18 protein-coding genes are annotated in these 14795 nt (G+C 67.0%); 7 read left to right on the plus strand and 11 right to left on the minus strand.

Going from position 1 to position 14795, the window contains the following annotated elements:
• Positions 1 to 375: 375 nt before the first annotated feature.
• Both MNQ99_RS00005 and MNQ99_RS00010 read right to left on the minus strand, forming a co-directional pair.
• Complete coding sequence (locus MNQ99_RS00005) at positions 376 to 1008, minus strand: GNAT family N-acetyltransferase (RefSeq protein WP_241913986.1); 633 nt, start codon at positions 1006 to 1008, stop codon at positions 376 to 378.
• A 283-nt stretch (positions 1009 to 1291) separates the two neighbouring features.
• Positions 1292 to 2581, minus strand: coding sequence for an adenylosuccinate synthase (locus tag MNQ99_RS00010; RefSeq protein ID WP_127513039.1), 1290 nt, complete (start codon positions 2579 to 2581; stop codon positions 1292 to 1294).
• Between the two features lie 425 nt (positions 2582 to 3006).
• Between MNQ99_RS00010 and MNQ99_RS00015 the strand changes: the two genes are divergently transcribed.
• Positions 3007 to 3894: a DUF72 domain-containing protein gene (locus tag MNQ99_RS00015; RefSeq protein WP_241913987.1), complete on the plus strand. Its 888-nt coding sequence runs from the start codon at positions 3007 to 3009 to the stop codon at positions 3892 to 3894.
• Here MNQ99_RS00015 and MNQ99_RS00020 read toward each other — a convergent pair.
• The gene (locus MNQ99_RS00020) at positions 3864 to 4484 is read right to left on the minus strand and encodes a thymidine kinase (protein ID WP_127513040.1); all 621 of its coding nucleotides are present in this window, start codon (positions 4482 to 4484) and stop codon (positions 3864 to 3866) included. The genes MNQ99_RS00015 and MNQ99_RS00020 overlap by 31 nt on opposite strands.
• Positions 4485 to 4554: 70 nt before the next feature.
• The gene (locus MNQ99_RS00025) at positions 4555 to 4983 is read right to left on the minus strand and encodes an SRPBCC family protein (RefSeq protein WP_241913988.1); all 429 of its coding nucleotides are present in this window, start codon (positions 4981 to 4983) and stop codon (positions 4555 to 4557) included.
• A gap of 155 nt (positions 4984 to 5138) precedes the next feature.
• Between MNQ99_RS00025 and MNQ99_RS00030 the strand changes: the two genes are divergently transcribed.
• Positions 5139 to 5438 carry an ArsR/SmtB family transcription factor gene (locus tag MNQ99_RS00030; protein WP_241913989.1) on the plus strand — a complete coding sequence of 100 codons (300 nt, stop codon included), beginning with the start codon at positions 5139 to 5141 and terminating at the stop codon, positions 5436 to 5438.
• A complete protein-coding gene (locus MNQ99_RS00035; protein WP_127513043.1) occupies positions 5435 to 5824 on the plus strand; it encodes a VOC family protein in 390 nt (129 codons plus the stop codon). The genes MNQ99_RS00030 and MNQ99_RS00035 overlap by 4 nt, the downstream gene beginning before the upstream one ends.
• A 6-nt stretch (positions 5825 to 5830) precedes the next feature.
• On the opposite strand, the gene MNQ99_RS00040 is transcribed toward MNQ99_RS00035, so the two are convergent.
• Positions 5831 to 6499, minus strand: a complete 669-nt coding sequence (locus MNQ99_RS00040; RefSeq protein WP_241913990.1) for a cyclodeaminase/cyclohydrolase family protein — start codon at positions 6497 to 6499, stop codon at positions 5831 to 5833.
• Positions 6500 to 6645: 146 nt separating this feature from the next.
• On the opposite strand from MNQ99_RS00040, the gene MNQ99_RS00045 reads away from it, so the two are divergent.
• The gene (locus MNQ99_RS00045) at positions 6646 to 7191 is read left to right on the plus strand and encodes a hypothetical protein (RefSeq protein WP_241913991.1); all 546 of its coding nucleotides are present in this window, start codon (positions 6646 to 6648) and stop codon (positions 7189 to 7191) included.
• A gap of 111 nt (positions 7192 to 7302) precedes the next feature.
• On the opposite strand, the gene MNQ99_RS00050 is transcribed toward MNQ99_RS00045, so the two are convergent.
• Both MNQ99_RS00050 and fbaA read right to left on the minus strand, forming a co-directional pair.
• Positions 7303 to 7725: a DUF3151 domain-containing protein gene (locus tag MNQ99_RS00050; RefSeq protein ID WP_241913992.1), complete on the minus strand. Its 423-nt coding sequence runs from the start codon at positions 7723 to 7725 to the stop codon at positions 7303 to 7305.
• Positions 7726 to 8748: a class II fructose-bisphosphate aldolase gene (gene fbaA, locus MNQ99_RS00055; RefSeq protein WP_127513047.1), complete on the minus strand. Its 1023-nt coding sequence runs from the start codon at positions 8746 to 8748 to the stop codon at positions 7726 to 7728.
• A gap of 287 nt (positions 8749 to 9035) precedes the next feature.
• Here fbaA and MNQ99_RS00060 point away from each other — a divergent pair, with 287 nt between their 5' ends.
• Positions 9036 to 10040, plus strand: a complete 1005-nt coding sequence (locus tag MNQ99_RS00060; RefSeq protein ID WP_241913993.1) for an NUDIX domain-containing protein — start codon at positions 9036 to 9038, stop codon at positions 10038 to 10040.
• A gap of 219 nt (positions 10041 to 10259) precedes the next feature.
• Here MNQ99_RS00060 and MNQ99_RS00065 read toward each other — a convergent pair whose 3' ends face one another.
• Entirely contained in the window at positions 10260 to 10940 is a 681-nt protein-coding gene (locus MNQ99_RS00065; protein ID WP_127513243.1) for a TrmH family RNA methyltransferase, read from the minus strand.
• Positions 10941 to 11028: 88 nt separating this feature from the next.
• Here MNQ99_RS00065 and MNQ99_RS00070 point away from each other — a divergent pair, with 88 nt between their 5' ends.
• On the plus strand, positions 11029 to 11835 hold the full coding sequence (locus MNQ99_RS00070) for an HAD-IIA family hydrolase (protein ID WP_241913994.1): 807 nt from the start codon (positions 11029 to 11031) through the stop codon (positions 11833 to 11835).
• Positions 11836 to 11868: 33 nt separating this feature from the next.
• Here the strand turns inward: MNQ99_RS00070 and MNQ99_RS00075 are convergent, their stop codons facing one another.
• On the minus strand, positions 11869 to 12879 hold the full coding sequence (locus tag MNQ99_RS00075; RefSeq protein ID WP_241913995.1) for a thioesterase domain-containing protein: 1011 nt from the start codon (positions 12877 to 12879) through the stop codon (positions 11869 to 11871).
• Between the two features lie 26 nt (positions 12880 to 12905).
• Entirely contained in the window at positions 12906 to 13484 is a 579-nt protein-coding gene (pyrE, locus tag MNQ99_RS00080; RefSeq protein WP_241913996.1) for an orotate phosphoribosyltransferase, read from the minus strand.
• 169 nt (positions 13485 to 13653) lie between these two features.
• On the opposite strand from pyrE, the gene MNQ99_RS00085 reads away from it, so the two are divergent.
• Positions 13654 to 14343: an alpha/beta fold hydrolase gene (locus tag MNQ99_RS00085; protein WP_241913997.1), complete on the plus strand. Its 690-nt coding sequence runs from the start codon at positions 13654 to 13656 to the stop codon at positions 14341 to 14343.
• Here MNQ99_RS00085 and MNQ99_RS00090 read toward each other — a convergent pair.
• Positions 14340 to 14786, minus strand: coding sequence for a hypothetical protein (locus MNQ99_RS00090; RefSeq protein ID WP_241913998.1), 447 nt, complete (start codon positions 14784 to 14786; stop codon positions 14340 to 14342). The genes MNQ99_RS00085 and MNQ99_RS00090 overlap by 4 nt on opposite strands.
• Positions 14787 to 14795: the final 9 nt, after the last annotated feature.

Below are 14795 nucleotides of genomic sequence, written 5' to 3' on the forward strand. Positions count from 1 at the left end.
AAACAATACACCCCTCCCCGCATCCCCGCAAATCGCCCCCACCACCGGCGCAAACACCCCCCAGACCACCCGGCCGCCGGGCCCAAAAACCCCGCAACAACGAGTCACCGCACCCAACGGCAGCCGCGGCACAAGCCCAGCCACGGCCGACCAAGCACACCGGTACGGGTCCAGCTGCCAGGGACGTCAAAGGGAGGGTTGAGTCCGGGCGGCTCGGTTCCTTAGGCCCCCATCGACGGCGTCTCTCTCGAATGCCTTGACCTCCACTGAGGTCACCTTCTCAAGACGCCGTTCTCACCGTCCGTGGAAGTGGGCTTCGATGAGGGCACGAGCAACACTCCGTACGCGCCGGCGGAGTCCTCCGGAGGGGACCCGTCAGACGAGTCCTGGCAACCCGCCCTCTGCAGGCTGCGCCGAATAGTCCTGCACGAGCTTCATCGACACGAGCTCGGTGAAGCCGACGCGGCGGGCGAAGCGCACGCTCCGACGCTTGTACACCGTGAAACCGAGTTTGGCGTAGAGGCCGAGGGCGGGTGCGTTGGTGTCCTTGATGTCCTCGAGTACGTACTCGCTATACCCGGGCAGCGCCAGCAGGTGATGCAACAACGCGGTCGCAACGCCTCGCCCCTGATAGGCCGGCTCCGTGGCGACGAACCCGATCTCGGCGAGCCCGGGCCGGGCGGTGGCGGAGGCGCCCATGAACCATTTGCGGATCACCACGTAGCCGAGCAACCCGCGCACCAACCCGAGGTGCCGCCGAATCTCCCGCAATCGCGGCGCGAACAGCGTCTGGTCACCCTCGGTGAGCGAGGCGAGGCCGGCCGGTTCCCCGTCCACCAACGCGATGTAGAACCGTTCGAGCAACAGCATGTGCTCGAACGCGTCGGCCAACTTGCCGGTGTCGCGCGAGAACGCGACAAAGTCCTCCGCGAAGCTACGTACATAGACCTCGGTGATGCGGCGACGGTATTCCTCGCCCAGCACGTCTCCCCGCTCTACGATGATCATCGCTAGGCCCACCCTTTCCACGCCGTATGGCACGCACATATGCGGCGACCATACACCGACGCCACCACCCCCAAGTGGAACTGCGAGCGGACGCTCCCCTTCCGGCCCGAGGCAGTGTCCGCAAACCCCGAACCGGACGTCCGGCACAGCAGCGGTCCCGACGGCAAAGGGCGCGGACATCGCTGTCCGCGCCCTTTATTGCAATCCGGCGGTCGCTGCGCCACCCGAACGGCAGGTGGCATGCGGAGCCAGACCGCGCCCCGCCGTCGTTGTCTGCTGTGCTTTACTCCGAGATCAGGTCCCGGATCACGATGGTCTGGTCGCGGTCCGGGCCGACGCCGATGGCGGAGAACCGGGTGCCGGACATCTTCTCCAGCGCCAGCACGTAGTTGCGTGCGTTCGTCGGCAAGTCCTCCAGCGTCTTGGCGCCGGTGATGTCCTCGGTCCAGCCGTCGAAGTACTCGAAGATCGGCTTGGCGTGGTGGAACTCGGTCTGGGTCATCGGCATTTCGTCATGCCGGACTCCGTCCACGTCGTAAGCCACGCAGACCGGGATCTGCTCGATGCCGGTGAGCACGTCCAGCTTCGTCACGAAGTAGTCGGTGAATCCGTTGACCCGGGAGGCATGGCGGGCCAGCACGGCGTCGTACCAGCCGCAGCGGCGCGGCCGGCCGGTGTTCACGCCGAACTCGCCGCCCTTCTTCTGCAGGTATTCGCCCATGTCGTCGAACAGTTCGGTGGGGAACGGTCCGGCGCCCACGCGGGTGGTGTAGGCCTTGATGATGCCCACGGCGCGGTTGATCCGGGTGGGGCCAATGCCCGAGCCCACGGACGCGCCGCCGGCGGTCGGGTTGGAGGAGGTGACGAATGGGTAGGTGCCGTGGTCCACGTCCAGGAAGGTGGCCTGGCCGCCCTCCATCAGCACTACCTTGCCCTCGTCCAGCGCCTGGTTCAGCACCAGCGTGGAGTCGATGACCATGGGGCGCAGCCGCTCGGCGAAGGACAGGAAGTACTCCACCACTTCCTCCACGTGGACGTCGCGGCGGTTGTAGACCTTGACCAGCAGTTCGTTCTTCTGCCGCAGCGAACCCTCGACCTTCTGGCGCAGGATCGATTCGTCGAAGACGTCCTGCACGCGGATGCCCAGCCGTGCCACCTTGTCCATGTAGGCGGGGCCGATGCCGCGGCCGGTGGTGCCGATGGCCCGCTTGCCCAGGAAGCGCTCGGTCACCTTGTCCATGGTCTGGTGGAACGGTGCAACCAAGTGGGCGTTGGCGGAGACGCGCAGCCGCGAGGTGTCGGCGCCGCGGGCTTCGAGTCCGTCGATCTCCTCGAAGAGGGCTTCCAGGTTGACCACGCAGCCGTTGCCGATAATCGGGGTGGCGTTGGGGGACAGGATGCCGGCCGGCAGCAGCTTGAGCTCGTACTTCTCCCCACCGACGACGACGGTGTGGCCCGCGTTATTGCCGCCGTTCGGCTTGACCACGTAATCCACGCGGCCGCCGAGCAGGTCGGTTGCCTTGCCTTTTCCTTCGTCGCCCCACTGAGCTCCGACGATCACAATTGCTGGCATGGGATCCTCCCCCATTCGATGCGGCGGAAGCCCCGGACAGTCTGTACAAGAAGGAGCCGCTGCCGCGCATGAGAACGCCCCGTACTCCACGCGGAGTATTTGGGGCTCTTACCCACCAAGTTTAGCGGATGGGCCTGCGCCGCCCGGAATCGGTGCCCGCGGGGTGGAGCGGCGGGGTGTGGGCAGCGGGGACCGGCCGCGAGGGTTGCCGCGAAACTGTTGCCCGGAAACGCCTCAGCGTTGCTCCCCGCTGCGCAGATGCAGCGTGTAGTCGGTCCGCCACCATCGAGTGGAGAAAAGGTGCTGTAAATCCTGTGCTTTTCCAGCCACTTCTCTCCACTCGATCGTCGACCGGCCGCCGGAGCGGCAGATTCCACGGCCGTCCGCACTGGTCTGCGGCGGCGCGGCGGGGTAGCCTGCCGAACATGGCCGTCTCTCAACCGATGGCCCGGATCGGCATTTCCGGCTGGCGGTATCCGCGGTGGCGAGGCACTTTCTACCCCAAGAGCCTTCCGCAGCACCGCGAACTCGAGTATGCCTCCGGCCACCTGAACTCGGTGGAAATCAACGGCACCTTCTACTCGCTCCAGCGGCCGTCGAGCTTCCGCCGATGGCGCGAGGAAACTCCGCCGGGTTTCGTCTTTTCGGTCAAGGGCGGGCGCTACATCACGCATCTCAAGGGGCTGAAGGACGTCCACGAGGCGCTGGCGAACTTCTATGCCAGCGGCGTGCTGGGGCTCGGCGACAAACTCGGCCCGTTCCTGTGGCAGTTGCCGGAACGAGCCACCTACGACGCCGGCGTGATGGAGAAGTTCCTGGCCCAACTGCCCCGGAGCACGCAGACGGCCGCTGCGCTGGCCGCCGAACACACCGACCTGATGAAGGACCGGACCTGGATTCCCGACGACGGCGCCGACCGCCCGCTGCGCCACGCCGTCGAAATCCGCAGCACCACGTTCATCGCTGAGGAGTTCTACGACCAACTGCGCCGGCACAACGCAGCCTTGGTGCTCGCGGACAGCGCCGGAAAGTGGCCGATGCTGCACGAGATTACCGCGGACTTCATCTACGTCAGGTTGCACGGCAAGGACGAGCTCTATGCCGGCGGCTATCCGGACTCGGATCTGGACCGGCTGGCCACGGCGGTCAGCGGCTGGCTCTCCGGCTCCGGCTGTCCTGACGGCGCGGGCCGGGACGCCTACCTGTACTTCGACAACGATGCCAAGGTCCACGCGCCGTTCAACGCGCTGGGGCTGGCAGAACGGCTGGGCCCGCCTCAGACCTATAGCTTGCCGCCGGAGGCCTCCAAGTAGCAGGTCCCGCAGAGCGATTCGTACCAGACGTCCTCGCCGTCGATGGCGACCTGCTCGCCGTCGAAAACAATCTCCCCACCCACCCGGCGGGTGTTGAACACCGCCTTGCGGCCGCAGCGGCAGATGGTCTTAAGCTCTTCCAGCGTGTGAGCGATTTCCAGCAGCCGGCGAGCGCCGGGAAAGGCCTGGGTGCGGAAGTCGGTCCGGATTCCGTAAGCCAGCACCGGGACGTTGTCCATCACCGCAATGCGGAACAGGTCGTCCACCTGCTCCGGCTCCAGGAACTGGGCCTCGTCCACCAGCAGGCATGCCACCGGCTGGACGTCCACCCGCTCCAGCAGGGCGTCCGGATCTTCGCCGGCGGCCACCCGGCCGAAGTGTTCGCGCACCGATTCGCCGGGCGGGATCATGAAGTCCACGTCCCGGGCCATGCCCAGCCGGGAGACGATCTTGCTGTCCCCTTTGGTGTCCAGGTTCGGCTTGGCCAGCAGCACGCGCTGCCCGCGCTCCTCATAGTTAAACGCAACCTGGAGCAGCCCGGTGGATTTGCCGGAGTTCATCGCCCCGTAGCGGAAGTAGAGCTTGGCCAACACAGTCCTTTCAAACGGTCCCAGCAGTCGATTCTACTGAGCTTGGGGCGGGGTCGACGGCAGCGCCGGATCAGGGCGCGGCCTCCGCGAAGCGTTTGAAATCGCTCAGCTGACCGGAGTCCGCCTCGGCCATCGCCGCCCGGATCTGGTCCGCCATGCCGGCCAGTTCCTCGCTGATGACCACGTCGGCCGTGAGCGTCAGGCGGGTGGCGCCGCCGTCGCCGTCGAGCTCGTAGCGGTAGTACGCCTGCACGTCCCCCTGTGACGAGGCGATGGTGATGCTGCGTCCGACGTCGAGTTCGCTCACCGTACAGCTGCGATCATGCCCCTGGGCGTGAAAGTCGATGGTTTGGCCAGCGATCAAGGGGCCTTCGGCGTGCATCTCGCTCACCCCCGGCATCCAGGCCGGCGCGGCAGCCCAGTCAGTCAACAGAGCCCACGCCCGTGCCGGCGGGACGTAGACCTGCTCGGTGACCGTGAACGCAGTGTTCGCACCCATATCTGCATCATCCCTTCCCAATCGCTGCTGGGGAAGGCCCGGGCGATCGCCGGCCTGGCTTTCCGGCCGTGGGCTGGACTGTTCGCCGGCTCTGGCTTGCGAAGCACGCGGACGGCCACTGGACTGGCAACCTATGGGTTGCGTATTGTGGAGGTATGGACGCAGTTTTCGAAGCCCTCGGTCATCCGACTCGGCGGATCCTGTTGGAGGAGCTGGCCGCAAACAACGACCAGACGCTGTTCCAGCTGACCGTGGGCTTGATCAACAAGCACCATCTGGAGATATCCCGCCAGGCTGTCACCAAGCATCTGGCCATTCTGCGCGAGGCCGGTTTGGTGACGGCCAGCAGTCGGGGGCGCACCACCGTGCACCATCTGGACCCTGCCCCGCTGTCCGCCGCGCGGGAATGGCTCACGCGTTTCCCACAGCCCACCACCACTAAGGAAGAACCATGATTGTCACCACCACAAGCATTTTCGTCGACGACCAGCAGAAGGCGCTCGAGTTCTATACCAGCAAGCTGGGCTTCCAGCTCAAGAATGACGTGCCGCTTGGCGCCGACCGCTGGCTGACGGTTGTGTCGCCGGAGGCCCCCGACGGGGTGGAACTGCTCCTGGAGCCGTCCGGCCATCCGGCGGTGAAGCCGTTCAAGGAAGCCTTAGTCGCGGACGGCATCCCGTTCAACAGCTTCGGTGTGGAGGACGTGCGGGCCGAGTACGAGCGCCTGACCGCGCTGGGTGTGGAATTCGTTCAGAAGCCCGCCGACATGGGACCGGTCATCACCGCCGTCCTCGACGACACCTGCGGCAACCTGATTCAGATCGCCAGCACGAAGGCTTAGCCGCGACTACCTGAGCAGACGCTGCCGGACCAGCGCAGAAAGCTCCTCCGCCCTGCGCACCACCCGGTCCGCTTTCTGCGTGTGTTCCCGAAGAGATTCCTGCAGGGAGTCCTCCGCGATCGACGCCAAGTTGGCTTCCACCGTGATGCGCGCGGTGGCCGCGGCGGCGCGGGCCGCCTCGGCCGCCACTGCGATGTCGCTGAGAAGGTCGGATTTGCAGACGTCCAGCAGTTCCTCACCCAAACGGACGACGGCGGTGGCCAGGTCCAGTTGGGCCCTCGCCGGAAGCGTCGCTTCGACGAGTGCCTCGCGGATCGCCGCGCTGCGCTTGGCCCGCTCCTCGTCGGATCCGGACGGAAGCTTGTAGCAATCGACCACACGCTGGAACTTCTCTTCGTCGGATTCCGCCTCTTGCAGTGCGGTCCGCATCAGCTCGTCAGCCTCGGACAGGATGCTTTCGAGGTCCGTTTCCGTAGTTCCGGAACGGCCATGCTCGGCCGCAGCTACCGAACCACCTTCGGCGCTTGCTTCCGGTGGCTTGGAGAAGTTGGCAACCATCCCGATCAGCGCCGCTGCCTGTGCTGCATGAATCGCCCCGACCGCGCCGGCACCCGGCGTCGGATCGTTCGACCCGAGGCGGCTGAGATACTGCTCGATGGTCTCGGATCTGCTCACGCTTCGGCCCCGACGATCGCTGCGGTGGCTGCGCTCCAGGTGTCTGCTTCCATCTCTGCATCATGCCCAACAACGCATCGCCGCGAAAGGCCCAGACACGACCAGGCGCCGGTCTCCTCACACCGATTCAGTGGTAAATTCCCCGCATGGAATGGGCCGAGGACGAGGTTCCCGTTGTACGGATGTTCCCGGATTATGCAGCCACGGTGCTGTGGTTGGGCGGGCCTGTCGACTACGCGGAGTGCGGCCTCAGCGAGCGGCTGATTCGAGGCCTCGAACGCTGGGAACAGGGCTACAATGATGCCCTCGTCGACTTGGAATGGCGGACCCCGGAACTGGCTGCCCAGTTCACCAAAAACGGTGTTCGGCTTGCACAGCAGGTTGCCCGGGAGCTAGGCGAAGACTTCGAGGTGGAGTTCCGGTCCTACGAGAACGGCGCAGGCGTTCGCCGGTTCAGAGGCAAGGGCCCCGGTTCTCCGGCCGCAACCGCAGCCTTCGGCCAGCGGGCCGCGGACATGCGCGATGACCGGGAGCAACCGGCACGGATGAAGGCCGAGGACGAGGCCTCCGGCGCGGCAGGCCGCTGGTACGCCTACGCGCCGGAGTCCGGAACGGCCTTCCGCCCGGGACCACCGGGCGATGTCGGCACCCGCCCGGAATCACCTGATGCTGCGGATCGGGGCGAGGAATAGCCGCCTCGCGTGCCGCCACTGAAGCAGCCCGTAAGCCAGAAGCATCCGGTGGCTAGAAAACGGGAGCTGGCTCACGGCCAACTCCCGTTTTCAACCCAACCGAGTTAGACGTCAGGCGCCTTCGATGGCCGCCTTGGCGTTCGGGTCGGAGTCGGCGAGGAATTTGCCGATCCGGTCCACCTCTTCGGCCTCGCCGATGGCCCCAGCGGCCCGGCCCAGGGCGTAGAGGGCGCGCAGGAAGCCGCGGTTCGGTTCGTGTTTCCAGGGAATCGGGCCCGCCCCGCGCCACCCGGCGCGGCGCAGCGAGTCCAGGCCGCGATGGTATCCCACCCGGGCGTAGGCGTAGGACTCGACGGTCCGGCCCTCGGCGTACGCTTCATCGGCCAGGATCGCCCACACCAGTGAGGAGGACGGAAACTTCGCGGCCAGATCCACCGCTTCGTCGCCGGCATCCAGGCGGGCCAGGACGTCGGTCTCTTCCGGCAGGTAGGTCGGCTCCGGGCCCAACAGGTTTGTGCGGAAGGGCTCGGTCATTTACTTCACCGACTTTCCGGCAGAGCCAAGGCGCTGGGCGGCTTCCACCACGCGGGCTGCCATGGACTTCTCGGCGGCCGCACCCCAAACACGCGGGTCGTAGGCCTTCTTGTTGCCCACCTCGCCGTCAACCTTCAGTACGCCGTCGTAATTAGCAAACATGTGGCCGGCCACCGGGCGGGTGAAGGCGTACTGGGTGTCCGTGTCCACGTTCATCTTGATCACGCCGTAGGAGACGGCGTCGGCGATCTCCTGCTCGGACGAGCCGGAACCGCCGTGGAAGACCAGGTCGAACGGGTTGGCCTTGCCGATCTTCGCGCCGACCTCGGCCTGGATCTGCTTGAGCAGCTCCGGGCGCAGCTTCACGCCGCCGGGCTTGTACACGCCGTGCACGTTGCCGAAGGTCAGGGCGGTGATGTAGCGGCCCTTCTCCCCGGCGCCCAGCGCCTCGATGGTCTTCAGTCCGTCGTCCACGGTGGTGTAGAGCTTCTCGTTGATCTCGTTTTCGACGCCGTCTTCCTCGCCGCCCACGGTGCCGATCTCCACTTCCAGGATGATCTTGGCCGCGGCGGTGCGGGCCAGCAGGTCCTCGGCCACCTTCAGGTTCTCTTCAAGCGTCTCGGCCGAGCCGTCCCACATGTGCGACTGGAAGATCGGGTCTTCGCCGCGCTTCACGGCCGCCTCGGACTCCGCCAGCAGCGGCAGCACAAAGCTGTCCAGCTTGTCCTTCGGGCAGTGGTCGGTGTGCAGTGCCACGTTGACCGGGTACTTCTTGGCCACCTCGCGGGCGAACGCGGCGAAGCCCAGCGAACCGGCAACCATGTCCTTGACGCCGGAGCCGGACCAGTACGCGGCGCCGCCGGTGGAAACCTGGATGATGCCGTCGGATCCGGCGTCGGCAAAGCCCTGCAGGGCTGCATTGAGGGTCTGCGAGGAGGTGACGTTGATCGCCGGGTAGGCGAAGCCGCCCGCTTTGGCGCGGTCAATCATGTCGGCATAGATCTCAGGGGTTGCAACGGGCATGCTGACTCCTTGGCTAGCGATACGGATTCGAAGGCGTTGCCTCTGGGCCCATCCTATCGAGTCGCGCCCGGGGAGCAGCTTCGCGTCCGTCCGCCCCGCAGTTTCGAGAGACCCCGGGGCGGCCGCCACCAACCGGATCCGATCAGGCGTGTGTGAAGCCGGGTTACATCCGCGGCCTCGCTTTTCACTTGCCGTCGCCGGCCGCGGGCGCCCGGAGGAGCCGGTGTCCCGTGGCACCGCCGCAAGGCACTACCCCGCGGCGTGGCCTGCCGTGGCAAGCTGGAACCATGACTGAATTCCCGCCGCCGTTCCACGGTCCGCGCGATCCCGGCGACGCTTGGGTGGAAGGACCGGACGGCACCCGGATGTGGGGCCGGTTCGGCTCGGCCGGGCTGCTGGCGGTGGACCGCGAGCGCGGCATCCTGCTCCAGCACCGGGCCCAGTGGAGCCACTTCGGCGGCACTTGGGGAATCCCGGGCGGCGCTCGCCATCAAGATGAACTGGCAGTCGACGCCGCACTGCGCGAGGCGAACGAGGAGGCCGACGTCCCGGTCGACGCACTGGCGCCGCTGTTCACCTCGGTACTGGACCTGGGCTTTTGGTCCTACACCACCGCAGCCGCCAGGACCGTGCGGCCGTTCGAACCGGCCATTACCGACGCCGAGAGCCTTGCCCTGGCCTGGGTGCCGCTAGATGAGGTGGACAATCTGCCGCTGCATCCGCACTTCGGCGAGGCCTGGCCGCGGCTGCGCACCTTGCTGGAACACCCGGCGCTGCTGGTCATCGACGCCGCGAACGTGGTGGGCTCCCGGCCTGACGGCTGGTGGAAGGACCGCGCCGGTGCCGCCCGCCGCCTGCTGGCCTCGCTGCGCGCCGCGCTGGAACCGGGGTTTCCGGCCGACCTGCTGGCGGTGCCCGCCGGCACCGTGTGGCCGCGCACCGTCGTCGTGCTGGAAGGCGCCGCGAAGGATGCCGCCGCGGAAGGTCGCCACGAGTACGACGGCGGGGCGCCCCCTTCCCCGGATGGCGCCACCTCGCATCCGGCCTCCCCGAGCGACGACGGCGGTGCAGGCCAGACCTCCGCGGCGCACCGCCGCGGTGTGCAACTGGAGGTGGTGCACGCGGCGGGATCGGGCGACGACGCGATCGTGGCCCAGGTGGAGAAGGCGTTCGGCGCCGACCCCGAGGCGCCGGTGACCGTGGTGACGTCGGACCGCGGCCTGCGCGAACGGGTGGAGGGCCTCGGCGCCCGGGCAGTCGGCGCGGGAGCGCTGCTGGACCTACTCGGCTGACCGCGGCGCCCGCGCGCCCAACGGCTCTCTCGGCCCCCGGCCAAGCTCCCGGTGTCCACGTTTTGGCGGGGCCGTTTGCATCGCCGCAGGTCAGAGGCCTGTGGACAGCCAAGACATGGACAATTCCTGCTGAATCTGGACAGCTGACGCGGGGGCTTACGGCTAATTTCGGGATCTGCCCTTAGCCCCGCGCACCCGCCCCCGCGTCCGCGTCCATGCCTACGGACCGGCCGCCCCCACTGGCTGTGCAAACACGTGGCGACGGATCCACGCGTGCATGGCGATGGCCGCGGCGGCGGAGGCGTTGATCGAGCGGGTGGAGCCAAACTGAGCGATCGACAACGTGGCGTCGGCGGCCGCGTGGACCTCCGGCGTCAGCCCGGGCCCTTCCTGCCCGAACACCAGCACGGCGTTTTCCGGCAGGTCGTAGGTCTCCAGCGGCACCGAGTCGGGGAAATTATCAATCCCGATGATCCGCAGCCCCTCGCCCTGCGCCCAGGCCACGAAGTCCTCCACCGTGGGGTGGTGCCGGACGTGTTGGTAGCGGTCGGTGACCATCGCCCCGCGCCGGTTCCACCGCCGTCGTCCGATGATGTGCACTTCCTTGGCCAGGAAGGCATTGGCGCAGCGCACCACGGAGCCGATGTTCAGGTCGTGCTGCCAGTTCTCGATGGCCACGTGGAAATTGTGCCGGCGGGAGTCCAGGTCCGCGACGATCGCGTCGTGCTTCCAGTAGCGGTACTGGTCCGTCACGTTGCGGCGGTCGCCGTCGGCCAGCAGTTGCGGGTCCCAGTGGTCGCCCTCCGGCAAGGTCCCTTCCCAAGGCCCGACGCCGATGCTTGCCTCCGGGACGCCGGTTCCGGCAGCGTCGGGGCTGGCTTCGTCGGGGGCGGCTTCCATACGGTCCGCCTGGGTTTGGACTGCGTTTTCTTCCACCCCACAAGCCTAGGTGACAGACTGGGGCCGAACGCACCGCAGAAAGGGAACCATGCACCTGCAGAAGACCCGCACGCCGGCCGACATCGAATGCTGGCTCACCGACATGGACGGCGTGCTGGTCCACGAGAGCACCGCCATCCCCGGTGCGGCCGAGCTGATTCAGCGCTGGGTAGACACCTCCAAGCGGTTCCTGGTGCTGACCAACAACTCCATTTACACGCCGCGGGATATGGCCGCACGGCTGCATCAGGCCGGGCTGGAGGTGCCCGAAGAGAACATCTGGACGTCGGCGCTGGCCACCGCCCAGTTCCTGCGCAACCAGACGCCCGCGTCGGAGGGGCACGGCCGCGCGTACGTGATCGGCGAGGCCGGACTGACCACGGCTCTGCACGAGGCCGGCTTCATCCTGACCGACCGGGACCCGCAGTACGTGGTGCTGGGCGAAACGCGCACGTACTCCTTCGAGGCGATCACCAAGGCCATCCGGCTGATCCTGGCCGGCTCGCGCTTCATTGCCACCAACCCGGATGCAACCGGCCCGTCCACCGAGGGTGTGCTGCCGGCGACCGGAGCGATCGCGGCGCTGATCAGCAAGGCCACCAACCGTCAGCCGTACATCGTGGGCAAACCCAATCCGATGATGTTCCGCTCGGCCATGAACCAGATCGATGCCCACTCCGAGACCACGGCGATGATCGGCGACCGGATGGACACGGACATCGTCGCCGGCATGGAGGCCGGGCTGCACACGGTGCTGGTCTACACCGGCATCACCCAGCCCGACGACGTGGCCCGCTTCCCCTTCCGGCCCAACCAAACGGTCGACTCGGTGGCAGACCTGATTCAGCTCGTATAGGCGGCGGCCCGAACCTGGGCGACAGCCGACAGGCTAGAAGAACTGCGCCTTCATGCCAGCCACCGGCAGCGGGAAGAACTCGTCCTCCACCTGCTGGATGATCGGCACGTAGATCGCCGAGTTCCACTGCGGACTGGCGTGGGCCGGCCGGGCGCCTTCGGTCACCAGGTTGTTGGTCAGGAAGTTCGCCTCGTAGTTCACCAGCCAGCTGCGCCGGGCGGTGGTGTAGTTGATCGTCTGATCGCCCGGATTCCCCATCCACGCCATCTTAGTCTCGCCGATGCTGTGGCTGAAGCGGTGCGCGTCGAAGTGATAGATGTACGAGGACTGCGACTGGATCAGCGTGCTGGAGACGGCCAGCGGGGACAACTGCTCCATGGTCTGCTCCACGATCTGCCGCCAGCTGCGTTCGTTCTTGTGCACAATCCGCTCACCCAGCTCATATCCCCCGCGCAGATAACTCGGGACCCGGTAGCCGGCCTCGTACAGGAACACCACGCCTTCGAACATGGTCTTGTCCAGCACGTCGAAGCGGCTGTACGGGGACGAGTCCATAAGGATCAGCTCCACCGGGAAGCCCTTGGCCCGCAGCCGGGCGGTCACCTCCACCGCCACCATGCCGCCGAAGCTGTGCCCGTAGAAGTAGAGCTTCTGCAGGTTGTTGTCCTGGATGTGTTTTTGCAGCACCTCGGTCAGCTCGGCCAGATCCAGTCCGCGGTTCGAGTAGCCCGCCACCGCCAGCCGGCCGCGCTCCGCAAAGCCGGTGCGCAGCGAGTTCAGGATCCACAGCCCCTCCTCCCAGCTGGTCTTGTACCCCGGGAACACTACCCAACTGGAGCGCGGGAAGCGCCGGTCCGCGCCCTCGTCCGCCAGCGTGAGGATCTGCGCTTCGTTGCGCATACCCTGGATGGCGCGGGTGGCCGCCAGGTCCGCGGCGGTCCCGAGGCCGAACGCCGCGCCGATCAGGAACGACCGCCGCGAGACCCGGTGCAGGTCGCTGGCCAGGCGCAGCTGGCGGGCGGCCTTGTTCCTGCGTACATCCATGAGTTTGGTGGGCTTACCTGCCGCGGCTAGTCCAGGCCCAGCTCGTCCTTGCCGAAGGCGAACAGATACGGCACGCCTGCTTCAGCCTCGATGCGTTCCTTGGCGCCGGTGTCGCGGTCCACGATGACGGCCACCGCCTTGATCTGCCCGCCGGCGTTGCGCACGCCTTCCACCGCGGTCAGGGCGGAGCCGCCGGTAGTGGAGGTGTCTTCCAGTACGACGACGGAGCGATCCTTCACGTCGGGTCCCTCAACTTGGCGGCCCATTCCGTAGGACTTCTGCGCCTTGCGCACCACGAAAGCGTCCACTGCGCGGCCGGCGTCTGCCGCGGCGTGCATCAGCGCGGTGCCCACCGGGTCGGCACCCATCGTCAGGCCGCCGGCCGACTGGAACTCGATGCCAGCCTCATCCAGCATGGCCAGCATGACCCTGCCGACCAAGCGGGAGGCTTCGTGGTGCAGGGTGACCCGGCGCAGGTCGATGTAGTAATCGGCCTCGGCACCGCTGGACAGCGTGACTTTGCCGCGCACCACGGCCAGTTCCTTGATCAGTTCGAGCAGGCGGGCGCGGTCGGCCGCTGGATCGGCCGCAAAAGTCTGGGTCATGATCCCCAGTCTATGGGGTTGTTCCTGCGGCATTGGCGAATCGGTGACGCCGGGATGCCCGGCGCAGAGTTTCGTTGCTTCCGGACACCCTGCGTACCCGTACCAGTGACCATTGGGGCCCCCGCCTGTCATAATCGGGGCCACGCGAGCTAGGGGAGGTTTGCACACAATGGCCACCTTTGTGTTGATTCACGGGGCCGGGGACGTCGGTTGGTATTGGCATTTGGTGGAGGCCCAACTGCGGGCCCGAGGGCATGACGTCCTCGCCCCCGATTTGCCCAGCGAGGACGAAACCAAGGGACTGGACGAGACGGCAGACGCCGTAGTCCGGGAGATCGGCGACCGGCGGGACCTGGTGGTTGTCGGCCAGTCGTTTGGCGGCTTCACCGCGCCGCTGATCGCCGCCCGGCTGCCGGTCAAGCTGCTGGTCTACCTTGCGGCGATGGTCCCGGCCCCCGGTGAGCGGCCCGCGGACTGGTGGAGCAATACCGGATACGGCGAAGCAGCCAAGGAGCAGGCCGCCACCGACGGCGGGCTGACCGGAAACCCGGATCCGTTCATCAGCTTCTACAACGGCGTCCCGCGCGAGCTGGCCGAGGAGGCATTGAGTTATGAGCGCGGCCAGTCGGAAGCATCCCAGGCCGAGCCTTGGCCGCTGGAGGCCCACCCGGATGTGCCGACGAAGTTCATCCTGTGCAAGGACGACCACTTCTTCCCCGCCGATTTGTTCCGCCGGCTCGTGCCCGAGCGGCTGGGCATTGTCCCGGACGAAATCCCCGGTTGCCACTGCGTTGCGCTCAGCCACCCCAAAGAGTTGGCCGACCAGCTAGAGAGCTACCTGAGCGAGCAGCTGGGCTAGAGTCCGCGGACCAGCAGGTTCGGGTGCAGCTGCTCCCAGCCGTCGGCCAGGTCCTTGCTCGCGTCGTAGCCGTCGACTGCCAGCCTGGCGCTGACGCCGCCGGCACCGCTGACCTCAATCTGGCCCAGGTCGCCCGGCATGAATTGACGGGGCACTTCGGTGGAGCAGCCCGCCACCCACTCTGAGTTGATCTGCCGGTTGACGATTGCGACGCAGAACCCGTTCGGGGTCGCACGCGTCACGTAGAAGGCGAAATCGTCCCGCTCGACCAACAAGCGGGCGCTGTCAGGGTCCGCTTCCGGCGGAAGGTCTACTTGCACTGGAAGTTCGTCGCCCGCAGTGGACGTTTCCGCCAAGGCTGAGACGCCTGCCTTCGGCCCGCCGCAGCCGGCCAGCGCCAGCACTACAACGGCACCGGCCGCCACCTTGACCAATGTGCGCATGACTCCCCT

This window comes from Arthrobacter sulfonylureivorans (assembly GCF_022637435.1).
GTDB classification, from domain to species: domain Bacteria; phylum Actinomycetota; class Actinomycetes; order Actinomycetales; family Micrococcaceae; genus Crystallibacter; species Crystallibacter sulfonylureivorans.

Bases quoted from the DNA above. Each gene is read 5' to 3' on its own strand.
- MNQ99_RS00010 (WP_127513039.1), bottom strand. From the start codon at position 2,581: ATGCCAGCAATTGTGATCGTCGGAGCTCAGTGGGGCGACGAAGGAAAA.
- MNQ99_RS00015 (WP_241913987.1), top strand. From the start codon at position 3,007: ATGGCCGTCTCTCAACCGATGGCCCGGATCGGCATTTCCGGCTGGCGG.
- pyrE (WP_241913996.1), bottom strand. From the start codon at position 13,484: ATGACCCAGACTTTTGCGGCCGATCCAGCGGCCGACCGCGCCCGCCTG.
- MNQ99_RS00075 (WP_241913995.1), bottom strand. From the start codon at position 12,879: ATGGATGTACGCAGGAACAAGGCCGCCCGCCAGCTGCGCCTGGCCAGC.
- MNQ99_RS00065 (WP_127513243.1), bottom strand. From the start codon at position 10,940: ATGGAAGCCGCCCCCGACGAAGCCAGCCCCGACGCTGCCGGAACCGGC.
- MNQ99_RS00025 (WP_241913988.1), bottom strand. From the start codon at position 4,983: ATGGGTGCGAACACTGCGTTCACGGTCACCGAGCAGGTCTACGTCCCG.
- MNQ99_RS00050 (WP_241913992.1), bottom strand. From the start codon at position 7,725: ATGACCGAGCCCTTCCGCACAAACCTGTTGGGCCCGGAGCCGACCTAC.
- MNQ99_RS00070 (WP_241913994.1), top strand. From the start codon at position 11,029: ATGCACCTGCAGAAGACCCGCACGCCGGCCGACATCGAATGCTGGCTC.
- MNQ99_RS00045 (WP_241913991.1), top strand. From the start codon at position 6,646: ATGGAATGGGCCGAGGACGAGGTTCCCGTTGTACGGATGTTCCCGGAT.
- MNQ99_RS00030 (WP_241913989.1), top strand. From the start codon at position 5,139: ATGGACGCAGTTTTCGAAGCCCTCGGTCATCCGACTCGGCGGATCCTG.
- MNQ99_RS00060 (WP_241913993.1), top strand. From the start codon at position 9,036: ATGACTGAATTCCCGCCGCCGTTCCACGGTCCGCGCGATCCCGGCGAC.
- MNQ99_RS00035 (WP_127513043.1), top strand. From the start codon at position 5,435: ATGATTGTCACCACCACAAGCATTTTCGTCGACGACCAGCAGAAGGCG.
- MNQ99_RS00005 (WP_241913986.1), bottom strand. From the start codon at position 1,008: ATGATCATCGTAGAGCGGGGAGACGTGCTGGGCGAGGAATACCGTCGC.
- MNQ99_RS00090 (WP_241913998.1), bottom strand. From the start codon at position 14,786: ATGCGCACATTGGTCAAGGTGGCGGCCGGTGCCGTTGTAGTGCTGGCG.
- MNQ99_RS00085 (WP_241913997.1), top strand. From the start codon at position 13,654: ATGGCCACCTTTGTGTTGATTCACGGGGCCGGGGACGTCGGTTGGTAT.
- fbaA (WP_127513047.1), bottom strand. From the start codon at position 8,748: ATGCCCGTTGCAACCCCTGAGATCTATGCCGACATGATTGACCGCGCC.